Source organism: Sinorhizobium numidicum, from assembly GCF_029892045.1.
Lineage (GTDB): Bacteria > Pseudomonadota > Alphaproteobacteria > Rhizobiales > Rhizobiaceae > Sinorhizobium > Sinorhizobium numidicum.
On record NZ_CP120367.1, the window covers coordinates 1,783,299 to 1,803,406 of the forward strand.

Consider the following 20,108-nt stretch of genomic DNA (forward strand, 5'->3'; position numbering starts at 1 on the left):
TGTCTGTTACCGCCAGCGCTAATACCTTCACATGGCCGGTACGGCACGTGCATCAGCGACTCTGGATAGTTACCCGGCGCTAGGCCGACTCATAGGTCCTCGGCGTAGGCAATGAAAATCGCGGCACTCGCGCCGATAATTGCGACGCGGGCCCGAATTGGCGCACGTGCTACTCTCGCCAGACCGAATTGTAGCTCCACGCCTCGCATACTTCGATGCGGGTTGCATCGGAAGGTGTAACCTCCAACCTGATCAGCGCAGTGTTCTTGTAGGTTCGGCGAGTGCCGCAGACAGCGCCGTCATTGGCGAAAATCTCGAGCACGCCCCGATCGAAGAAGAGCGTCAGATTTCCGAGCGACAGCGGTGTCGAGCGGTATTCGATTTCCCCCGCATCTTCCGCGACGCTGATCACTAGCCGTCCGGAGACGTGCGCGATCATAAAGCTTTCGCCGTCGCCGGCGCGGCCGACGATGCGAATACCGTCGAGAGCGCCTGCCAGCGACACTTCGATCGGCTGTCCGGGTTCGCAGGCGAAGTGGCCGGGGGGGTCTTGCGTCAATGCGCGGGAGCGCAGAACGCGATAGCCCTCCTCCGGCAACATCGTCAGACGCAGTTGAGCGTCGAGACCGAGAACACGGGGCAATGACAGTTCGCCGCTATAGGGCGATCCCGCCGGCTTTCTGAATTCCCAGTTGAAGAGCCAGGCAAACGCGATCTGTCGCTCTTTTGCGCGGAAACTCTGCATCGCATAAAAGTCAGTGCCGAAGTCCAATTCCTGCAATTCGGGGGTCAGGGGCATGAAGCGGTCGTCTTCGAACGTGCCGACCTGTGCATAAAGAAGGTTGTGACGTCCAGTTGTCGGCTCGGTGTAGCCTACGAATCCCATCACGAGCACGAAGCGGCCGTCCAGTTCGAAGAAGTCGGGGCACTCCACGCAACGTGCACCGTACTGCCGAAAGTGTTCCGGAGCGCGGTAGAGGACCGACAAGTACTTCCAGTCCGTACCATCCGCGGAGCCGTAGAGCAGCACCGCGGGGTCGCCGTCGATAGCGGCTCCGAGCACCATGCGGTAGACCCTGCGCGCCGCATCGTACCAGACCTTCGGATCGCGGAAGTCATGGGCACTGCCGGGCGGGCCATCGATGAGCACCACGCGGTTTGCCTCTGGATGCAGCAAGTCCGCGGATGGGACCACCTGCTTCTGCACCTCCTTATAGTCCTTGAAAAGGTCATAGGCTGGCAGGCGCTCCGTGTAATAAAAGCTCACACCGCCCTCCGGACCGACGAAGGCGCTTCCGGAGAATGCGCCGCCGGTGGCGCCTAGCGACCAGAGGTTCTGTTCCGGATGCAGGAAGACCGGAAGATGCGTCCAGCGATAAAGATTGTCGCTTACGGCGTGGCCCCAGTGCATCGGCCCCCATTCGGCTTCGACCGGATGGAACTGGTAAAAGAGGTGATAGCGACCGTCGACGAAACATAGGCCATTGGGATCGTTCATCCATGCCTGAAACGGCGAGAACCGCAGTTGGGGCCGGTCGGGGTCGTTCTCGTACCATGCCGGCCAGGCGTCTTTCGGTCGAGCGACAAGGCGGTCGCCCTGCAGGTCCAGGAAAGTCACACCGTCCTCAGCCACATGGGCCGGATCGAAGCGATAGAACAGCGATATCTCGATGACGTTCTCGTCCCATTCCAGCGTGAGCGGACCGTCCGCATGGTGGGTATAGGCGTAGAACTGAAAATAGGGCGGCAACGCCGCGATCCGGTAGACGATGCGCTCGCCAGCGCGCAAGGCAAACACCTCGCCGACGGAATGCTCCGCCTCTGATTTCGCCGGCTTCCGACGGGCCCAAAACTCGAACCGCTCCCCGCGCGCCGCGTCCATTTCCACACTGCTGCTCATTGCTCCTCCCTTGCGCCACGCGGCGCGCTGCAGATTTCAAGCTTGACAAATGTCGACGTCGATATTTAATTTCGACGTCGACATTTGGCAAGTCCGTAACTTGGCCGTTGCATCGGGTGAGCCAGGTCGAGGGAGGAGAATATGGCTGATTTACATCTTGAGGGCGTCACCAAATCGTATGGTGCCGCCACGGTGATCCGCGGCATCGATCTTCAGGTACCGTTCGGCGAGTTCGTCGTTTTCGTTGGACCATCAGGCTGCGGAAAGTCCACGTTGCTGCGCATGATCGCCGGCTTGGAACCGATTTCCGGAGGCGTGATCCGGATCGGCGGAACCGTGGCAAACCTGCTGGAGCCCGCCGAACGCGGCGTGGCGATGGTGTTCCAGTCCTACGCGCTCTATCCGCATATGACCGCCTACAAGAACATGGCCTTCGGCCTGAAAATCGCCGGACTGGACAAAAGCGAGATCGATGAGCGCGTTACACGCGCCGCCAGGATGCTACAGATCGAGGAGCTGCTGCACCGTATTCCCAAGGACATGTCGGGCGGCCAGCGCCAACGCGTCGCGATCGGACGTTCGATCGTGCGCGAGCCGCGCCTGTTTCTGTTCGACGAACCGCTGTCGAACCTCGATGCGGCGCTCAGGGTTCAGACGCGCATCGAGATCGCCAGGCTCCACAAAATGGTGGATGCGACGATGATCTACGTCACGCACGATCAAGTCGAGGCGATGACGCTCGCCGACCGCATCGTGGTGCTCAATCAGGGCCGCATCGAGCAGGTCGGCACGCCGCTCGAACTTTATCGGTCGCCGGCAAACTTGTTCGTCGCCAGCTTCATCGGCAGTCCCAAGATAAATTTCCTTCCCGTCAACCTCGAATGCGAAGGGATGCAATCGGTGGCATGCGGTCCGCTCGGCGTGGCCACTCCGGCGCCTGCTGGGGCGCTCGGCCCTGCTACGCTCGGCGTGCGGCCGGAAAACCTTGTTCTGTGCGAACCAGAACAGGCCTTTCTCAGTGCGCAGCTGCAGTTCGAGGAGCATCTTGGCGAGCATCGCCTGATCTACGCGAAAACCAGCGACGGCATCGATCTGATCGCCAAGGAGCCAGACGGGCCACCGCTGGCCGAGGGCACCGTGCTTCATTTCCGCTTTGCGCCAGAGAGCGCGCATTTCTTCGGGCCGGACGGAAATCGTCTCAGCCATTCAACCAAGGGAACTCATTGATGACGAGCAGCCACCCAGGACATTCGATGCTTTCCGACCTCGCGCGCTTGAAGGACGCACGGACCGGACGCCTTTCCAGTTGGGACCAGGAGGGCAAGAACCAGGACTATTGGCTGATCCCGGCCAACTCCACCGTCCGCCTCGCCGATATCGAGGGTCCGGGCTGCATCACGCATATCTGGATGACGCAATTCTGCCGTCGCGTTCTTGGCGCCGGGCTGATTGATCCGACTGCCGGCAACTACGTCGCGCCCGTTTTTGAGATCCACAACGCCCTCGGTCTCAACTGGGAGGTCGCCGACCCGCATTACTATCGCAAGGTGCTGCTGAAGATCTATTGGGACGACCAGGATACTCCGTCGGTTTTGGTGCCGCTCGGCGACTTCTTCTGCACCGGTCATTCGATGCCCGGCAATTTTTCTTCCCTGCCGATCTCCGTCTCGAGCAAGCCGGAGGAGCGCTATCGCTTCGGTGGGAGTGCTGCATTCAACAGCTACTTCCAGATGCCCTTCGGCAAGCGCGCCATTATCGAGGTCGAGAACCAGAACGACGTCCCCTACGGCCAGTACTTCTACATCGACTTCGAGCGCTATGAGGCACCGCTGGCCGACGATATCGCCTACTTCCACGCGTCCTGGCGGCGAGAAAACCCCTGCGGGGGCTGGGGTCCGAATCTGCAGACCAACAGCCCTGAAACCAACATTCCCAATCTCGATGGCAAGGACAACTACGTCATCCTCGAGACCGAAGGACGCGGGCAATATGTAGGCTGCAACCTTTCGGTGGCGCACTTCCAAGGGTCCTGGTGGGGCGAAGGCGACGAGATGATCTTCGTCGACGAAGACACCTGGCCGCCGTCGATCCATGGCACTGGGACAGAGGACTATTTCAATCACGCCTGGGGGATGCAGAACAACGCCTTCCTGACGAACGGCTCGGTGATCCACGAGAGCATCGTCCCCGGCTATCAGGTCTCCTATCGCTTCCACTTGACCGATCCCGTTCGGTTCAAGAACCGTATCCGCGTGACGATCGAGCACGGCCACGCCAATCATCTGAGCGACGACTGGGCCTCCACCGCCTATTGGTACCAGACGCTTCCATCGCCGAAGCTGACCACACTGCCGGTTGAGCAAAGGCTGCCAACGCCGCCCGGCGACCGCGCTCCGGAGAGGGTCGCTCGCGATCGCCTGACGCCCGAACAGGCCAGGCAGATCGATGCTGCCGACGAGCGTTTCCGCGCCTATGCGGAACTGCGCGACATCGAAATCGAAAAGAAGTTGGAGACCACCCGGCGCCGGTCGGCGGCGAATGTAGCGAAAAAGATCTGAAAGAACGCCTAGGCGCTCTTCCTGAGGAGGAGGAAGGAAATGAGCATGAACAGACGAGACTTTCTGACCAAGGCGACGGCGTTGGCCGCAGCCGGTGTCCTGACACCAGCCATGTTCCCGGCAAGGGCGCTGGCAGGCGCTCCGGCAAAAGACACCGCCGCGCAGCTCACAACCTACAACTGGGGCAACCCCTCGGAGGCGAAGGCCTATGGCGAGGCCTTCGACCGATTTCGAAAAATCTATCCGAACGTCAACGTGCAGGACAACATCGCTCCGATCTCCTCGTGGTCGGACTACGCGGACAAGCTCGTGACCCAGATCGCCGGCGGCAATCCGCCCGACATCATCAACATCGCCATCGAGGGCGTGCGGCTGGCGGTCGACAAGCAATTGCTGATGCCACTTGACGAGCTGATCGCCGCCGACCCGGAAGCGAAGGCGCTGGTCGATAAGATACCAGCCAAACTGAAGGACGCGCTTACCGTCGACGGAAAACTCTATGAAATTCCGAACGGCGGGCAGACGATGGTCATCCACTATAACACCCGCATCTTCAAGGAGGCGGGCGTCGAGCCGCCGAAGCCGGATTGGACCTGGGACGACTTCGTCGCGATTGCCAAGAAACTGACGACCGGCGAAGGCGCCAAAAAGGTCTACGGCTATGGCATGCCGTGGTTCAATTTCGCCATTCACCCCTGGTACTTGACCAACGGCACATATCCGGTAACCGCGGATTTCAGACATTCAAACCTCAACGATCCGAAAGTTCTCGAGGTCGCCAAGTTCATCTACGCGCTGGTATACGAGCATGGCATTTCACCCGACCCGATAGGCCTCAACGTTTACGACCAGTTTGCCGCCGGTCGTTTTGCCATGGTGGGTGCTGGCCGTTGGCCGGTGACTGGCTGGGTTGCGAACGGCTTCACCGATTTCGACATCGTGCCCTGGCCACGGAAGGAAACCGACGAAACGGTGTTCGGCTGCGGCGGCTGGGGCATCAGTCCGCAATCGAAGAACCCCGAGCTCGCCTTCGAGGCGATCAAGCAGTTGATCTCACTCGAGACCGTGACGGCCCTGATGGATATCGGCCAGCAAATTCCGATCTACGAGGAAGCGGCGAAGAAGGAGAGCTTCCTATCGGCGCCGAAAAGCGCGCCGGTCTTCTTCGACGCATTGAAGACGGCGAAGCCGGTCGCGGCTCCCGCTTTCTTCAATGCTCTTGACCGTATCCTCGGCCGCACCTTCGATCAGATCATCACGGAAGAGTTGACGGCCGAGGAAGCGCTGGCTGCAGCGCATGAGGAACTCGAAGCCGAAATCCAGCGGGGCTGACCATGGCCAAGATCGCCAACGATCCGGCGGCGGGCTGGTTCTCGCCGCAGAACCGCAGGGAGACAATTGCCGGACTTCTGTTCATTGCGCCGGCCCTGATCGGCTTTGCGGTCTTCGTCGTAGGGCCGATGGTCGCCACGGTGGTCTTCAGCCTGATGAAGTATGATCTCTTCAGCAGCCCGAGCTTCGTCGGGCTCGCCAATTTCGAAGCGATGCTGGACGATCGGAGACTTTGGAAGGTCCTCGGCAACACCGCTTTCTTCGCGGTCTTTGCCGTGGCCGGCAATGTCGGCCTCGGCGTGGTACTGGCAGTCCTGCTCAATCGCAACATGTCGAAGACGGTTCAATATGCGTACCGCGCGGCCTTTTTCTTCCCCTCATTGGTAGGCCTAATTTTCGTTGCGGTGATCTGGCAATTCCTGTTTCAACGCGACATCGGGGTAATCAACTACTACCTCGGCCTTGTCGGCATCGAGCCCGTGCGCTGGCTTTCCAGCGCCCGCAACGCGCTCTGGTCGGTCATCATCCTCGACATCTGGAAGAATGTTGGCTTCGCGATGCTGATCGCGACGGCAGGTCTGCAGAGCATCTCAAAGGACTATTACGATGCCGCGCGCGTCGATGGCTCGAGCAGCCTGCGGACCTTCTGGCAGATCACCCTGCCACTCCTGTCTCCGACGATCCTGTTCTTGCTCACCATGAACACGATCGGCGCCTTCAAGGTGTTCGAATCGATCGTCGTGCTGACCAACGGCGGGCCTGGCGATGCCTCCCGCAGCCTGGTCATGTACATCTACGAGCAGGGTTTCAAGTCGTTCAACATGGGCTACGCCTCGGCGATCTCGCTGCTGCTGCTCACGATTACCGTCATTGTCACGGCGATCCAGTTCGCCCTTTCCAAGCGGTGGGCTTTCTATGAATAAGCCAATGCACATCTCATGGGATATGACGCCGGCCCGCCTGTCGGCGCGTCGTCTCTCTCCGGAAACACGGGCAATGATCTCGCGGCTGCGCACCGCGCTGATATATGTGGTGCTCGGGCTCGGCGCCCTGGTGATGGTGGCGCCGTTCCTATGGATGTTCACCACCAGCTTCCGGCCCGTGGCGGAAGCCTTCACGCTTCCGGCACGCTGGCTGCCGGGTCTCGATTCCGGCCTGGAAAGCTACCGCCGGCTGCTTGCCTCGGACGTCCCGATCGGCCGCTTCTTCTGGAACTCGACCGTGCTTGCGACGTCGGTTACGCTCGGTTACGTCGCAACGACCACCATCGCCGGGTACGCCTTCGCACGACTTCGTTTTCCGCTCAAGAACGCGCTCTTTGCCCTGCTACTAGTCTCTCTCATGGTGCCGATTCAAACCACGCTGGTGCCCCTGTTCCTGTTGATGCGCTGGCTCGGCCTGGTTGACAGCCAATGGTCGATCATCGTTCCCGGCCTGACGGGCGCCTTCGCGCCCGGCATGTCGGGCGTGTTTGGCATCTTCCTCATGCGGCAGTTCTTCCTGACCCTTCCCAAGGACCTGTTCGAGGCCGCCCGTGTCGACAACGCCGGCCATTTCCGTACCTTCTGGTCGATTGCCGTGCCCTTGGCAGGCCCGCAGATCGCAGCGCTATCCGTCATTATCTTCACGATGACCTGGAACGACTACTTCATGCCGCTGATTTTCCTGAATTCGGTCAACCAGATGGTGCTGCCCGTCGGCATCATGTCTATCCGTGACCCAGTCGGAAACTCGTCTGCGACCTCGGAAGTCATCGCGGCGGTATCGCTGTCAATCTTGCCTGTTCTTTTGGTCTTCCTGGTGGCGCAGCGTTGGATCATCGACTCCTTCGTGCGGGCCGGTGTGAAAGGTTGACGCGTCAGTGATCGATCAGATAGCGGCCATGGTCATTGCCGCTATCGCAATGCTATCGAGGGCGCCTTTCAAGGACTTGTGCGCTTAGACTTGAGGAAGAGAATGGTCAGCATTAAGGACGTTGCAGCACTTGCTGGCGTGTCGGATCGAACGGTGTCGCGCGTGGTCAACGGCGAAGGTTTGATCCGTCCGCAGACAAAGAAAAAGGTGCAGAAGGCGATCGAGACGCTGGGATACGTTCCGAACCAGGCGGCGCGATTGATGCGCACCAGCCGTTCCAGCGTGCTTGGACTGATAACCGATGTCGTATCGACCACGCCGTTTTCGACCGACATCGTGCGCGGCATTCAGGACACCCTCGACGACACGCCTTACACGCTGCTGACCGTGAACACCTCCGCCAATCCGGCGAAAGAGCAGCGCGCCTGGCAGATCTTCCGCGAGCATGGCATCGGCGGCGTGTTCTACGTGACGATGTTCCATCGCCATGTTTCGTCCAAGACGGAGTTTCCGAACGCGCCGACGGTGCTGGTGAATTGCAGTGCCCCCGAGCGCGCTCTCCCCTCCGTCGTGCCGGACGACTATCAGGGCGGGCTGGATGTTGTCCGCTATCTTGTCGAGCAGGGGCACCGAAAGATCGCCTATGTGATGCTGAACGAGTTGCTCTTGGCCGCGGACCTTCGCGGCCGGGCATTCTTCGACGGATTGGCTGCAGCCGGCATCGAAGTACGGAAGGAATGGGTGGTTCCCGGTCGTGTCGGTGCGATTTTCGCCGATCGGTTCGTCGCCTTTGAGAATGCCCGACGTCTTCTAAGCAGCCCCGACCGGCCGACGGCGATCGTCTGCGGAAATGACGAGACCGCGCTGCAAGTTTACTGCGCGGCAGCGGATCTCGGCTTGCGAGTGCCGAATGACGTCTCCGTCGTCGGTTTCGACGATTTCCAGGTCATCTCGACCGGTATTCAGCCGCCGCTGACGACGATGGCCTTGCCTTATCGCGACATGGGCGCTCTGGCCGTACGCATGCTGGTCGACATCATTGCCGGTCGCTCCACGGCAGAAAGCCAAGTCAAGTACCCCTGCGAGCTCATTCGTCGCGGCTCGGTTGCGTCACTGAAATAGTCCGACGCATGGTCTACAGCGCCGTGCGCCTTTTCAGACGCACAAAGGTCGCTGTAGCACTTTGAATTGCTGCATGTTTTATCCTTAAATCGGTTCCGATTTAAGGAGACATGCAGTAGTGATCATGCAACGGCGGCGGGACAGCAACCTCCACCGTTTTGATCCACCTTCTCAAGAATAAAGAGGGCCGGTACGAAGACCGGCCCAACTTGCTTGGGAGGAGGACTATCTGTCCCAAAGTCCATGTTCGGGCCAGCGCCGGACGAGACGGTCCTTGATCGGTGGCAGGGGCTTGGCGGCTGTGGGTTCGATCGCATACCAATAACCGACCGAAGAATAGTCGTTCGACTGATCGTTGGCGTGGCCGTGCTCGAAGGTCACGCGGATCGACTTGGAGAAGTGCACCGGATCCTCGATATGGAAGCGATAGAGCGACCACTTCCCGAAGTGCTCCTGCACGTCCGCTCCGAGTGAAATGCCGTGATAAGGCGTTGAATGCTGTCCCGCCGGGAACCCCCAGGAGCAACCGAAATAATCTTCCGTGCCAGTGCCATGCAGTGAAGGGGGCCAGGCTTCTCCATCGATAAAGATCATGTCGTCGCCTTCACCCGGCCATGTATATTCCTGGTTGGAGGCGTTGAAATTGTCGATGTTAAGGATGCAGCCGACGTAATGGCCCTCGCCCTGAATATCGAGAGCGACATAATTTTCCTCGCCGGTGGAGTTAACGCCGCCGAGGTCCCACGGTGCGGGGTTCGGGTAGGGCTGAACGGTCGGAACCGCCTTGGTCGGGTTTTCGCGGTTCCATGCCGCGTGGAACCGCCCCATATTCGCGGGGAGCCCATCGGCGTAAAGCTCATAATCGATATAGTAGAACAGATTCTGGATCGGCTCTTCCGCTTCATTGACAATCTGAACCCTGGCTCCATTTTCGAACGGCATCGGCCAGTAGCTGTTCATCGCCGGCGAGAACGGTCCTTTCGGCCCGCGGCGATCGCCGAACGTGGTGTTCATCGGCAGAGACCACCAGTGTGCCCCCGTCGCGTGCCCGACCCCGAAGAAGTCGCCGAGCGGAACGCGGACAGACGGCTCCGAACTGCCGTCCCAGTACATTTCGAGGACAAGCTTGCGCAGGTATTGGGGATCGTAGCAGCGCGTCGTGATCCACATGTGCTTGATGCAGCCGGCCCCATCGATGTCGGCCATCACTTGCGTCTCGCCGGCGGGCACGATCTTGAAGTCCTTGTTGCCGCCGGTGACGTCGTAGCTCGATTGCCGCTTCGAGCGGACGCCAGGGCGCACGATGGGGAGCCCCGCGAGAGGACTCGTGGGGACGAAAGGCAATGTCATGTCACAGTCTCCTTGGTGTGGCCGTCACCAGATGCTGGTGCGGGTTTCGGGATCGAAGAAATGCAGGTTTGCAGCGTTCAGCGCGACACGGGCCCGGTCGCCGATCCGAACGGCCGTTTTCGGTGAGAAGCGCCCGACCGCCGATCGCTGGTGACCGATCTCCGCGATGGCGTCCGGATCGCCGGCGTCCACCCAGGGCGCGTCGATGGCGAGATGGACCATGGTCTCCGCGCCAAGCCCTTCCACGAGCGTGACAGGTGCCTGGATCTCTGCGCTTGCCGGAGCGATCGAAGCGTCATCGAAATCTTCGGGGCGGATGCCGACGACGACCGGTCGCTCATCGCTTGAGCGAAGGGCAGGGCGCGCTGCAAACACCTCACCGGGCAGCCGGATGACCTGAGAGCCGAGTCTCAACTCTTCTCCCGATAGGGCTGCCCCGTAGAGATTCATCGACGGTGAGCCGATGAAGGCGGCAACGAAGGCATTGACGGGCCGGTCATAGAGGTTCTTCGGCGTATCTATTTGCTGAAGCACGCCGCCCTTCAAGACGGCGACACGGTCTCCCATGGTCATCGCCTCGACCTGATCGTGGGTGACGTAGATCGTCGTGACGCCAAGCTCCTTCTGGAGGCGCGAGATCTCCGCCCTCATCTGTACGCGGAGCTTTGCGTCGAGGTTCGAAAGCGGCTCGTCCATGAGGAAGGCCGCGGGCTTGCGGACGATGGCTCTTCCCATTGCGACGCGCTGGCGCTGACCGCCAGAGAGCCTGCCCGGCTTGCGGTCGAGGTGCGGCGTAAGTTCGAGGATACGCGCGGCCTCTTCGACGCGACGATCGATCTCCCGCTTCGGCAGCTTGGCCATGCGCAGAGGAAACGCGATGTTTTCCCGGACTGTCTTGTGCGGGTAGAGCGCGTAGGACTGGAACACCATGGCGATGTCGCGATCCTTCGGATCGACATGATTCACGAGCCTATCGCCGATACGCAACTCTCCGCTCGAAATGCTCTCAAGCCCAGCGATCATCCGAAGCGCTGTGGACTTGCCGCAGCCGGAAGGTCCAACAAAGACCAGGAACTCGCCGTCCTTGATGTCGAATGTCAGGTTGCGGATCGCATGGAAGCTGTCGCCATAGACCTTATTGATGTTGCTCAAGCAAATCTCGGCCATTTGTTTTCTCCATTAGCCTTTGACAGCGCCGAAGGTCAGGCCGCCGATGATCTGTTTCTGAAGAAGGAGGGTTATGAGAATGACCGGCAGCGAATAGAGCACTGCAGCCGCCGTCATCGGTCCCCAGGCCAGACCGTAGACGGAGTTGTATTCCGCGATGACAATGGGGGCGGTCTTGCCTTTTTCCGAAGTTAGCAGGAGCGCGTAGAGGAACTCGTTCCAACTGGCGATGAACGAGAAGAGGGCAGTCACCGCGATCCCGCTGCGCATCACGGGGAGGATGATCTTCACGAACGCCTGAAACCTGGTGCAACCGTCCATTCGGGCCGCTTCTTCAAGCTCCTTGGGAAGGCCCTCGAAGAAGGCTGCCATGAGCAGCAATGCGAGGGGAACGGCGGTCGATGTGTGTGCGAGCACGAGACCCAGCGTAGTGTCGAGAAGCCCGATCGACTTGAGCAGGGTGAACAGCGGCACGCCGAGCGATACGGCCGGCACCATGCGGGTGACGAGCGCGAACAGCAGGAAGAACGTCGTGAAAGAGCGGCGGTATTGCGTGGCGACGTAGGCGGCGGGCACGGCCAGAACCAGCGACAGGACGGTCGTCAGCACAGCGACCAACAACGAGTTCGCGAAGGCGGCGGGCAGACTCGGGGTGGCAAGAACCGTCCTGAAGTTCTCGAGCGTGATCCGGTTCGGGAAGAACGACGGGGGAATCTGCTGCACGTCGGCGGCGGGTTTGAGCGCCGTCATCAGCAGGTAGACGTACGGAACCGCATAGGACAGCACCAGGAGAAGGGCAAAGATGTTGATGACAGTCCCGCCGAGATCTCTCTTCTTTCGCTCAATCATTGGACGGCCTCCAGATCTTCCAGTAGGCGACGACAGCGAGAAGGATCATGACGATGAGGAAGAGCGTTGCGGAAGCGGATGCCTCGCCGAGGTCACCGTAACGCACCATTCTCTGGTAGATGTTCATGGAAAAGACCTCGGACTGATGGCGCGGACCGCCCTGCGTCTGGATCCAGATGAGGTCGAATGTCTTGGCGGCGTCGACGCCGCGGACGATTACGACGACCGCGAGAACCGGACGCATCATTGGCAGCGTGACGTGCCAAAAACGCTTCAAGGCGTTGGCCCCGTCGATCCGCGCGGCCTCGAGCAGTTCGCGGGGAATGTTGGTCAGTCCTGCATAGCTGACGAGTGCAACGAAGGAGGTCGTCAGCCAAATGTCTGCGAAGGAAACCGCATATATGACGATGTCCTCGTCGGAGAGCCAGCGGATCGCGTCGGGACTGTCGATCAGGCCGAGGCTGACCAGTCCGTAGTTGAGGATGCCGATGTCGCCGATCAGCAGGAACCGCCAAAGAAGGCCAGCGACGATCGGCGGAACCATGAGCGGCAAGGCGAAAATGGTCCGGTGCCAGCGGGAGGTGTTGGCGATGGCGTTGAACAGCAATGCTGCGCAGAAACCGAAGACCAACTCGAACAGAAGCGCGAAGCAAGTGTACTGCAGCGTGCGCAGGGCACTTTCGCGGACGCGCGATGACGTCACAGCCTCGACGTAATTCTCCAGTCCCACCCACGCGCGAACATCCGGCGCAATGAGTTCAACCTTGAAAAAAGAGTTGTAGACCAGAAGGGCGACGGGGTAGGCGACCAGCAAAGCCAGGAAGATCGCGGCCGGCGCGAGCATATAAAGGACAAACCGGTTCTCGGTCATATCCAACTCCGGTTATAAGGACATGCGGTGAGGCGACCAAGCTGGCCACTTCGCCTGAGGATCAGTTCAGGATGTCCTCGATCGTTTCCTTGGCCTCGGAGAGGACCTCATCGGCATCATCCTCGCACGAGAGGGCCTTCTGCACGGCGGGAAGCACGGCCTCGTCGACGATCTCCTGATAGTGCTCGTGCATCGGACGGCCCCGCGTCGCAGGCGCAGCCAACGTCTTTAAGAGCGGCTCAAAGTGTTCATATCCGGGCTTGCCGGCGTAGCTCTCGTAGGCGGAGTTCGTCGCCGCAAGACCAAGCGGAGCTTCGATGCCCATCGCATTGTGCTTGACCGCATAGGCGATGAATTTCTTCGCGGCATCCTTGTTGGCGGCGGTCGAAGGAATGACGTTGTACCAGGTGCCGGGTATGCCGGCGATTCCCGCCTTTCCAGCGATCATCGGAGCCACGCCGACCTTGCCGTTAACCTTGGAGTCCGCCGGCGTCATCCTGTAGGCATGCGCCCAGAACTTCATCATTGCCGTTTTACCCTGATAGAAGAGGTTCTGGGCCTCGCCCCAGCCGATCTCGGTGACGTTTTCCGGAACCGATTTGTCTTGGCAGTGGGGAGCGATATAGAACTCCAGCGCCTCCTTGTGAGCGGCGTTGTCGATGATCACATTGTTTTCGGCATCCAGGACCACGCCGGGCGAGCCTGCTTGCAGTACGTGCGCCATCCATTCCTCGGAATAGGCGCCGATCGTGTCGGTGCCCCAGAAGTCGGTCTTGCCGTCGCCGTCGGTGTCTCGCGTGAAGAACTTGGCGATATCCCGCCATTGTTGCCAGTTCGCTGGCGGGGCAAGCTCATAGCCATATTTGGTCTTGAAAGCCGCCTTTTCGTCCGCGTTCTCGAACAGGTCCGTTCGGTAGAACACGACCTCCGCGTTCGCCCAGGCTGGGACGCCGATGTAGTGCCCACCGACCTTCGCGTCCGAAAGCAAAGCCGGCGAGAAATCTGCCGAAAACTCTGGCGTGAAAAGATCGTCCAGCCTTTCCAGGTGCGCGGCAAACTTCGCATTCCAAACGACATCGATCGAGGCGACGTCGAAATTGGACTGCCCGGATGCGATCTCGGCTGAGAGCTTGTCGTAGACGCCCTGGTAGGGGACCACGGTGAAGTTGACGTCGATGCCGGTCTCTTTCGTGAACTGCGCGGCGACAGCCTTCTGCAGCATTTCGCCGCCGCCCTCGACCAGAATATTCAGACTCTCGGCATGCGCGGCGGCTGCCGAAATCACCAATGTGATCGCGCTTGTTGCAAGTAATCTTTTCATCGCGGCTCCTCCCAAAAGGCTCGCCTTCCTCCAACCTTGCACAGAGGCTAACCGAACTATGTCGACGTTGTCAATCGGCCGTGACGACGTTGTCATTAGAATTGTCGACGTTGTCACTTGCGCCGGGAGAGCGATCTCCATATGTTGAGAAACAACTGGTGAGGGATGGCAATCATGGTCAGCATCAAGGACGTCGCTCGACTGGCGGGCGTCTCGGACAAGACGGTTTCCCGCGTGGTCAACAAGGAGCCAAATGTCCATGCCGACACGCTCCAGAGAGTCGAAGCGGCAATCGTGTCGTTGGGCTACGTCCCCAATATGGCAGCTCGCCTTATTCGGTCGAACCGATCCCGCACGTTTGGCATCATAACCGACTTCATCTCAACGACTCCGTATTCAGGCGACATCGTTCGCGGAATACAGGATTGGGCGAATGCGAATGGTCGGACGGTATTCCTGGCCAACACAAACGGCAGTCTGGAACGTGAGAGGGAGACATGGAGAACGTTCCAGTCTCATCGCATCGACGGTGTGCTCTATGTCACAATGTACCATCGAGTCATCGATCCAGAGTCAGGTGACGTTCACATTCCGACAGTACTTGTGAACTGCCGCCCCGGACCGAACCGATCCTACGTCTCGATTGAACCGGATGACTTTCAAGGCTCACGCGACCTCACGAAGTACTTGCTCGAGCAGGGACATCGGCGCATTGGATATATTCGCCTCAACCCCCGACTGCTTGGTGCACAGCTTCGATACGAGGCATTCCGCGAGGCGATCCGAGATGCTGGGCTATCCGAACAGAATCTTAATGTCCGCTTGGGAATGGACGGCCAAATCGGCGAGGAGAACAACTATGTCTTTGCGGCTGCGACTGAGATTCTCACTCAACCGGAGCGGCCGACCGCGATCATGTGCGGCAACGACGAGATGGCCCTGCAGGCCTATATTGCTGCTCTAAGCTTGGGACTGAGTATCCCAACCGACGTCAGCATCGTCGGATTCGACGATTTTCGTACAGTGTCGCATGCGTTAAAGCCCGAACTCACCACCGCCGCCTTGCCCTATTATGACTTGGGATATTGTAGCGCCGAGCGGCTAGAGCGGCTTCTCGAGGGTGAAGACCTTGATCCGAAGCACGCCACGCTCCCTTGTCGTCTTGTCGAGCGGGGTTCGGTCGGCGCGATTTGAAGCCGGCGGCCCCGTCAGGAGCGACATCGCTTTCGGGTCCGCTTGACCACCGCGTTCGGAGTCGAGGTGAGGAATCCGAGGATCCGTGATCGCCCGCCTCCCATCACCTGCTTCGAAGATTGCTTCGCCGGACGGGCGTGGACGGTGGAAATTGACGGGAGTTGATCGACCTGAGATTGGCTCGTGGACCGGAACTGTTCTCGTTCTGTGCTTCGAAAGTTGTCTAATTTGCGATGGCGGCGTCAACTATCTTATGCGTTTCGACAGCCCTGCCGGGTGCATGGTTGTCTACGCGGTCGACAGGGGCCGCCGCACGATGGGGCTTTGCGGGAGGAGCCTTCCTGTGCCGCATACGCACGCAGTTCAATCAGCGTGCAAATCGGCGCCGTCATTGCGGGTCTGATGATTGGCGCCTCATATCCAGCACTGACGAGCCGATCCTTTTGATGCGCCGTCGGCGCCGCCACCGCGGCGCCCCAATGATGTGCAGCATGGAGAGATGGTTAGCGTCTTGCCTGCGTGGCACTCCTCCACCGCCAATCGTTTCAGTTTCCTGTAAGCGGCAGTTTCGCGGGATGTGCTCTGCCAGGAACGTGTTCGCACACAGAGTTTTGAATGGACGGGCGAGGACGGTGCCATATAGATGCTTCTGAAGACTGCCGAGGCTCGTGATGGAACGCAAACTCGCAGCAATCGTAGCAGGCGACATCGTCGGCTACACCCGTCTGATGTCCGAGGACGAATCCTCGACCTACGCCGCACTGCGCGCGACCTTCAGCGAACTGATAGTACCGACCGTCGAGAAGCACGGCGGTCGAACTTTCAAGACCACTGGCGACGGCTTTCTCGCGACATTCCCGAGCGTCAACGAGGCGCTTGATGCGGCGATCGAAATCCAGAACGGATTTGTCGAGCGGCCGTTCGACATGCGTGTCGGCATCAACCTCGGCGACGTCATAGAAGACAATGGCGACATGTTCGGCGATGGCGTGAACGTCGCCTCCCGGCTGGAGGCCATGGCGGAGCCCGCCAGCATTTTCGTCAGCGAGGCGGTGGTCCGCAGTGCTGACCGGAGCCGCAGCGAACTTTTCTACAGCGTCGGACGAAGGCAGGCCAAGAACATAAGCGAGCCGCTTGCCGTCTATGCCGTGCGGCACACGCCCCGCCAGGTGAGCGGCCGCGACTGGATCCGGCGGCTGGACCTCCGTCGGCGTGCCGCTTTGCCTTACGCCATAGGGGCTGCAGCGCTTATCGTCGTGGTTGCATTCACGCAGATGCCCGCATTGAGAGCGATTGGCGCCGATCTGGTGGGCAGCCTCGTGCATCTGACGGGCGGCGAGCCTGCAGATGCCCGGCCGACCGTCGCGGTGCTGCCCTTTGACAATATGAGTGGTGACGCCGACCAGGGCTATTTCGCCGACGGGCTGACCGAGGACATCATCGCCAACCTTGCGAGAAATCCCGAGCTCCAGGTGATCGCACGCAACTCAACCTTCGCGCTCCGCGGTCAGGCAGAGGACATCCGCAGGATCGGAGAAAGACTTGGGGCCGGCTATGTGGTGGAAGGCAGTGCCAGACGCGCCGGCGACAAGCTTCGGGTGGTGGCGCAGTTGATCGATGCGCGCAGCGGCGCCCATCTCTGGTCGCGCACTTACGACCGGCGCGTCGAGGATGTCTTTGTGCTCCAGACCGAGCTGACGGGCGAGATCGTTTCGCATCTTGTGTCCTATGTGCGCGAGTCGGAAGTGTCGAACGCGGCCGAACGCCCTACGGAAAGCCTTCAGGCCTACGACCTCGTCCTGCAGGCGCGCGACCGCTACAAACACGGGTCGAAGGATGCGGAGGCGTTGCTTGCCGCGCGTGCGCTGCTTCATCGTGCCCTCGAGCTCGATCCCGGCTATGCCGCGGCGCGCGCCAATCTCGGGATGACCTATATCGTCGACTTCGCCCAGAGCCTCAGCGGCAGGGCGACCCGGACCGATGTGGAAACAGGTCTCAGCGAGGCGCGTCAGGCCGTTCGCCTCGATCCCAATCTCGCTGTCGGCTATCAGGTCTTGAGCTTCGGTCTTTCGGTCGCCGGCGACTATGCCGGCGCCATGCAGGCCGCAGAACGGGCGGTCGAGCTCAATCCCAACGATCCGGATAGCCTTATGGCGCTGGCAAAGGCCCAGGTCAGGTTCGGCAGCTATGACAATGCGGTGCGTAACGCCGAGCGGGCGCGCCGGCTGCATCCCATGGCGCCGGAATACTATACCTATGTCTACGGCCAGGCACTCTATGCTGCTGGCCGCCTCGATGAAGCCGACCAGGTCTTGCGGGAATGCCTGATGCGTGCGCCGCGCGAGGCAGACTGCCTGCTCATACACACGGCAGTCCAGAGCCAGCGTGGAGACGTGCAAGGCGCGCAGCGCACGATGGCACGCCTGACGGACGTGGATCCTGCGTTTTCACTTGCCGATGAGCGCGCCAATCGTCGCTTCGGCAGTTCTCCGCTCATGGACCAATTCCTCTCGCAGCTTGCGGAGGCCAGAGCTCCGGACGTAACAAGTGGCTTCCTTTCTCCGACCCTGCGACCACTGCTGTAGGCCCGCGCGGTAGGAATTGAGAGCATTCCAGAAAGAATGTACAACGCCTTTCCGTCCGAAATTGCTTCATCTCAAAGACTTGGAGCGGTTCACTGTTTGCGTGGACAGTGAACCGCTCTATCGCGTTGGCAGAGTCAGATAGCCATCGCGGGCAGGCCCGGGAGCAGCTTGTCCAGGGTGATCGGAAATTCGCGCACGCGGACACCGGTCGCGTTGTAGACGGCGTTGGCGATCGCCGCCCCAGCGCCGCAGACGCCGAGTTCGCCGAGCCCTTTGGCGCCGAGCGGATTGGCCCTGTCGTCGTATTCCTCGAGAAAGACGACCTCCGTCTCCGGGACGTCGCCGTTGACCGGGACATGATATTCGGCGAGATCGCAATTGACGAAATGGCCATAACGCGGATCGAGCACGGTTTCCTCCATCAGCGCGGCACCGATGCCCCAGGTCATGCCGCCGAGGATCTGCGAGCGCGCGGTCTTGGGGTTGAGGATGCGGCCTGCACCGATCACCGACAGCATGCGGCGCATGCGGATCTCACCCGTGTCGCTATCGACTGCGACTTCCGCGAAGTGCGCTCTATAAGAGTGCTGGGAATAGCTGCTCTAGGTTCCTGTGGCGCGGCCGGCCGCAACCGAGCCGGTGGCTCGAAGCCCTCGGGGACAATTCTGCCGATAAATGCGCCAGGCTTGCCGATCGTTACCAATTGCCAGGGTCTGCGGTGTGATCAACACTGGCAAACTCATCTGCCTTTTCCCTGTCTAGCGTCAGATTGGTTGCAATCTTTGTCTCATCCGTGACCGAATAATGCAGAGGTGCCGGCCCTTTGGTCAGTTCCTGATACATGAGCAAGGCGGCCTCCTCGGCAGTGTCTGCCTCGAACTCTTCCGTGATGATGACTGTGAACTTGCGCATGGCCTTGACCTCGCCTGTGCTGGTTTCGATACCTCGTACTTGGGATGTGTAATAACTAGCATTGGACTCTGAACGCGTCGCGGACTTACGTGACAGGCCGGCACGACGATTGCGATTGCACTCTCAACTGCAGGACCGGCATTCCTCTTCCAGTCGATCTTCGCGCATGTGTGGTCGCTTGCCGGTTGGCTTCAGCCGCTCCGACCAGCGTTAGCCTGACAATGAGGATGCGTGCCGCTTCCGGTACAAATGGGAGATCAGCTTCTTTTTTGTGCGTTTCTCGGATGATCCGATAGCGAATATTTTCAGGCAGGGTGCATGCGCTCGTTAGAGGTCCTCCCTTCACTCGCCAAATTCGAGACAAGCCCGGAATGTTCCGAGCGGAAATTTCCACGGGATCAAGTCCATACTGGTCGGCCTGGCGCTTTGCGCAATGCTGCGATGTAACCCAGGGTACTATTTTATGATGGAGAATGCTTTATTCTCACCATCGTCAAAGCGCAGTACCTCCTCCCACTGCGCAAGACGTCGATCGGTTGCATTCCTCCAAGGACCGATCAAGTCAAAGACCCCGACGCCTCCTCCCGGCTCGGGGTCTACTTCTATGGTACCGCGCGTCGCCGTCCTCTTCCTTGACCACTTGCCTTCCCTTACAATCCCTTCCGTACACAGAGGAGTTGCGCCATGAGCGAAGACGCCTTCAACATGTCGATCCGGAAGTTCCTGAAGGAAGTCGGCGTCACCTCGCAGCGCAAGCTCGAGGAGACGGTGCGCGAAGGGCAGATCGGCGGCAAGAAGCTGAAGGTCCGCATGACGCTGACGGCGGAAGGCACCGGCCTCAATCACGTGGTGGAAGGCGAGATCGAACTGCCATAGACGAATTTGCGACTCTTGCTGGCCTCAGGGCACATCGCCGCGAATTGATCGATCTGCGCTTCGCTGAGTATTAGGGCCGATTGTCAAGGCTCGGATAGGTCAAGGGGTGATGGGGAGGCCGCTCTTCGACTGCGCAATCACTTCGAACTCGCTCTCGTGGGGTCTGACTGCCCCTCAGATACGCAGAGCTCGACAGCCGAAAAATTGACCCTGACCT

16 protein-coding genes and 1 pseudogene are annotated in these 20,108 nt (G+C 60.0%); 9 read left to right on the forward strand and 8 right to left on the reverse strand.

The window, feature by feature from the left end; genetic code table 11:
- Positions 1 to 169: 169 nt before the first annotated feature.
- Entirely contained in the window at positions 170 to 1,900 is a 1,731-nt protein-coding gene (locus PYH37_RS08540) for a GH32 C-terminal domain-containing protein (protein ID WP_280730990.1), read from the reverse strand.
- 141 nt (positions 1,901 to 2,041) lie between these two features.
- On the opposite strand from PYH37_RS08540, the gene PYH37_RS08545 reads away from it, so the two are divergent.
- The 6 genes from PYH37_RS08545 (at position 2,042) to PYH37_RS08570 (ending at position 8,766) form a co-directional block, all read left to right on the forward strand.
- Positions 2,042 to 3,127 carry an ABC transporter ATP-binding protein gene (locus PYH37_RS08545; protein ID WP_280730991.1) on the forward strand — a complete coding sequence of 362 codons (1,086 nt, stop codon included), beginning with the start codon at positions 2,042 to 2,044 and terminating at the stop codon, positions 3,125 to 3,127.
- Positions 3,127 to 4,458 (forward strand): glycoside hydrolase family 172 protein, encoded by a 1,332-nt coding sequence (locus PYH37_RS08550; RefSeq protein ID WP_280730992.1) that lies wholly within the window; start codon positions 3,127 to 3,129, stop codon positions 4,456 to 4,458. Before PYH37_RS08545 ends, PYH37_RS08550 begins: the two co-directional genes overlap by 1 nt.
- Positions 4,459 to 4,497: 39 nt before the next feature.
- Positions 4,498 to 5,790 (forward strand): ABC transporter substrate-binding protein, encoded by a 1,293-nt coding sequence (locus tag PYH37_RS08555; RefSeq protein WP_280730993.1) that lies wholly within the window; start codon positions 4,498 to 4,500, stop codon positions 5,788 to 5,790.
- 2 nt (positions 5,791 to 5,792) lie between these two features.
- Positions 5,793 to 6,713: a carbohydrate ABC transporter permease gene (locus PYH37_RS08560; protein WP_280730994.1), complete on the forward strand. Its 921-nt coding sequence runs from the start codon at positions 5,793 to 5,795 to the stop codon at positions 6,711 to 6,713.
- 4 nt (positions 6,714 to 6,717) lie between these two features.
- Entirely contained in the window at positions 6,718 to 7,644 is a 927-nt protein-coding gene (locus PYH37_RS08565; protein ID WP_280730995.1) for a carbohydrate ABC transporter permease, read from the forward strand.
- Between the two features lie 102 nt (positions 7,645 to 7,746).
- Complete coding sequence (locus PYH37_RS08570) at positions 7,747 to 8,766, forward strand: LacI family DNA-binding transcriptional regulator (RefSeq protein WP_280730996.1); 1,020 nt, start codon at positions 7,747 to 7,749, stop codon at positions 8,764 to 8,766.
- A 225-nt stretch (positions 8,767 to 8,991) separates the two neighbouring features.
- Here PYH37_RS08570 and PYH37_RS08575 read toward each other — a convergent pair whose 3' ends face one another.
- The 5 genes from PYH37_RS08575 to PYH37_RS08595 form a co-directional block, all read right to left on the reverse strand.
- Entirely contained in the window at positions 8,992 to 10,116 is a 1,125-nt protein-coding gene (locus tag PYH37_RS08575; protein WP_280730997.1) for a glycoside hydrolase family 172 protein, read from the reverse strand.
- Positions 10,117 to 10,140: 24 nt separating this feature from the next.
- Positions 10,141 to 11,283 carry an ABC transporter ATP-binding protein gene (locus PYH37_RS08580; RefSeq protein WP_280730998.1) on the reverse strand — a complete coding sequence of 381 codons (1,143 nt, stop codon included), beginning with the start codon at positions 11,281 to 11,283 and terminating at the stop codon, positions 10,141 to 10,143.
- Positions 11,284 to 11,295: 12 nt separating this feature from the next.
- Positions 11,296 to 12,132, reverse strand: a complete 837-nt coding sequence (locus PYH37_RS08585) for a carbohydrate ABC transporter permease (protein ID WP_280730999.1) — start codon at positions 12,130 to 12,132, stop codon at positions 11,296 to 11,298.
- Positions 12,125 to 13,003, reverse strand: a complete 879-nt coding sequence (locus tag PYH37_RS08590; RefSeq protein ID WP_280731000.1) for a carbohydrate ABC transporter permease — start codon at positions 13,001 to 13,003, stop codon at positions 12,125 to 12,127. The genes PYH37_RS08585 and PYH37_RS08590 overlap by 8 nt, the downstream gene beginning before the upstream one ends.
- A 61-nt stretch (positions 13,004 to 13,064) precedes the next feature.
- A complete protein-coding gene (locus PYH37_RS08595; protein ID WP_280731001.1) occupies positions 13,065 to 14,324 on the reverse strand; it encodes an ABC transporter substrate-binding protein in 1,260 nt (419 codons plus the stop codon).
- A 174-nt stretch (positions 14,325 to 14,498) separates the two neighbouring features.
- Between PYH37_RS08595 and PYH37_RS08600 the strand changes: the two genes are divergently transcribed.
- Both PYH37_RS08600 and PYH37_RS08605 read left to right on the forward strand, forming a co-directional pair.
- On the forward strand, positions 14,499 to 15,518 hold the full coding sequence (locus tag PYH37_RS08600) for a LacI family DNA-binding transcriptional regulator (RefSeq protein ID WP_280731002.1): 1,020 nt from the start codon (positions 14,499 to 14,501) through the stop codon (positions 15,516 to 15,518).
- 671 nt (positions 15,519 to 16,189) lie between these two features.
- Entirely contained in the window at positions 16,190 to 18,103 is a 1,914-nt protein-coding gene (locus PYH37_RS08605; RefSeq protein WP_280731003.1) for an adenylate/guanylate cyclase domain-containing protein, read from the forward strand.
- A gap of 134 nt (positions 18,104 to 18,237) precedes the next feature.
- Here PYH37_RS08605 and PYH37_RS08610 read toward each other — a convergent pair.
- Together PYH37_RS08610 and PYH37_RS08615 are read right to left on the reverse strand one after the other, a co-directional pair.
- A pseudogene (locus PYH37_RS08610) lies at positions 18,238 to 18,765 on the reverse strand (xanthine dehydrogenase family protein molybdopterin-binding subunit); the annotation flags it as partial.
- 34 nt (positions 18,766 to 18,799) lie between these two features.
- On the reverse strand, positions 18,800 to 19,015 hold the full coding sequence (locus tag PYH37_RS08615; protein ID WP_280731004.1) for a hypothetical protein: 216 nt from the start codon (positions 19,013 to 19,015) through the stop codon (positions 18,800 to 18,802).
- Between the two features lie 684 nt (positions 19,016 to 19,699).
- Between PYH37_RS08615 and PYH37_RS08620 the strand changes: the two genes are divergently transcribed.
- Complete coding sequence (locus PYH37_RS08620) at positions 19,700 to 19,891, forward strand: DUF6494 family protein (protein WP_280731005.1); 192 nt, start codon at positions 19,700 to 19,702, stop codon at positions 19,889 to 19,891.
- Positions 19,892 to 20,108: the final 217 nt, after the last annotated feature.

What these genes read in the sequence shown, in the direction of transcription:
- PYH37_RS08540 (WP_280730990.1), bottom strand. Translation starts at nt 1,900, where the DNA reads ATGAGCAGCAGTGTGGAAATGGACGCGGCGCGCGGGGAGCGGTTCGAG.
- PYH37_RS08545 (WP_280730991.1), top strand. Translation starts at nt 2,042, where the DNA reads ATGGCTGATTTACATCTTGAGGGCGTCACCAAATCGTATGGTGCCGCC.
- PYH37_RS08550 (WP_280730992.1), top strand. Translation starts at nt 3,127, where the DNA reads ATGACGAGCAGCCACCCAGGACATTCGATGCTTTCCGACCTCGCGCGC.
- PYH37_RS08555 (WP_280730993.1), top strand. Translation starts at nt 4,498, where the DNA reads ATGAGCATGAACAGACGAGACTTTCTGACCAAGGCGACGGCGTTGGCC.
- PYH37_RS08560 (WP_280730994.1), top strand. Translation starts at nt 5,793, where the DNA reads ATGGCCAAGATCGCCAACGATCCGGCGGCGGGCTGGTTCTCGCCGCAG.
- PYH37_RS08565 (WP_280730995.1), top strand. Translation starts at nt 6,718, where the DNA reads ATGCACATCTCATGGGATATGACGCCGGCCCGCCTGTCGGCGCGTCGT.
- PYH37_RS08570 (WP_280730996.1), top strand. Translation starts at nt 7,747, where the DNA reads ATGGTCAGCATTAAGGACGTTGCAGCACTTGCTGGCGTGTCGGATCGA.
- PYH37_RS08575 (WP_280730997.1), bottom strand. Translation starts at nt 10,116, where the DNA reads ATGACATTGCCTTTCGTCCCCACGAGTCCTCTCGCGGGGCTCCCCATC.
- PYH37_RS08580 (WP_280730998.1), bottom strand. Translation starts at nt 11,283, where the DNA reads ATGGCCGAGATTTGCTTGAGCAACATCAATAAGGTCTATGGCGACAGC.
- PYH37_RS08585 (WP_280730999.1), bottom strand. Translation starts at nt 12,132, where the DNA reads ATGATTGAGCGAAAGAAGAGAGATCTCGGCGGGACTGTCATCAACATC.
- PYH37_RS08590 (WP_280731000.1), bottom strand. Translation starts at nt 13,003, where the DNA reads ATGACCGAGAACCGGTTTGTCCTTTATATGCTCGCGCCGGCCGCGATC.
- PYH37_RS08595 (WP_280731001.1), bottom strand. Translation starts at nt 14,324, where the DNA reads ATGAAAAGATTACTTGCAACAAGCGCGATCACATTGGTGATTTCGGCA.
- PYH37_RS08600 (WP_280731002.1), top strand. Translation starts at nt 14,499, where the DNA reads ATGGTCAGCATCAAGGACGTCGCTCGACTGGCGGGCGTCTCGGACAAG.
- PYH37_RS08605 (WP_280731003.1), top strand. Translation starts at nt 16,190, where the DNA reads ATGGAACGCAAACTCGCAGCAATCGTAGCAGGCGACATCGTCGGCTAC.
- PYH37_RS08615 (WP_280731004.1), bottom strand. Translation starts at nt 19,015, where the DNA reads ATGCGCAAGTTCACAGTCATCATCACGGAAGAGTTCGAGGCAGACACT.
- PYH37_RS08620 (WP_280731005.1), top strand. Translation starts at nt 19,700, where the DNA reads ATGAGCGAAGACGCCTTCAACATGTCGATCCGGAAGTTCCTGAAGGAA.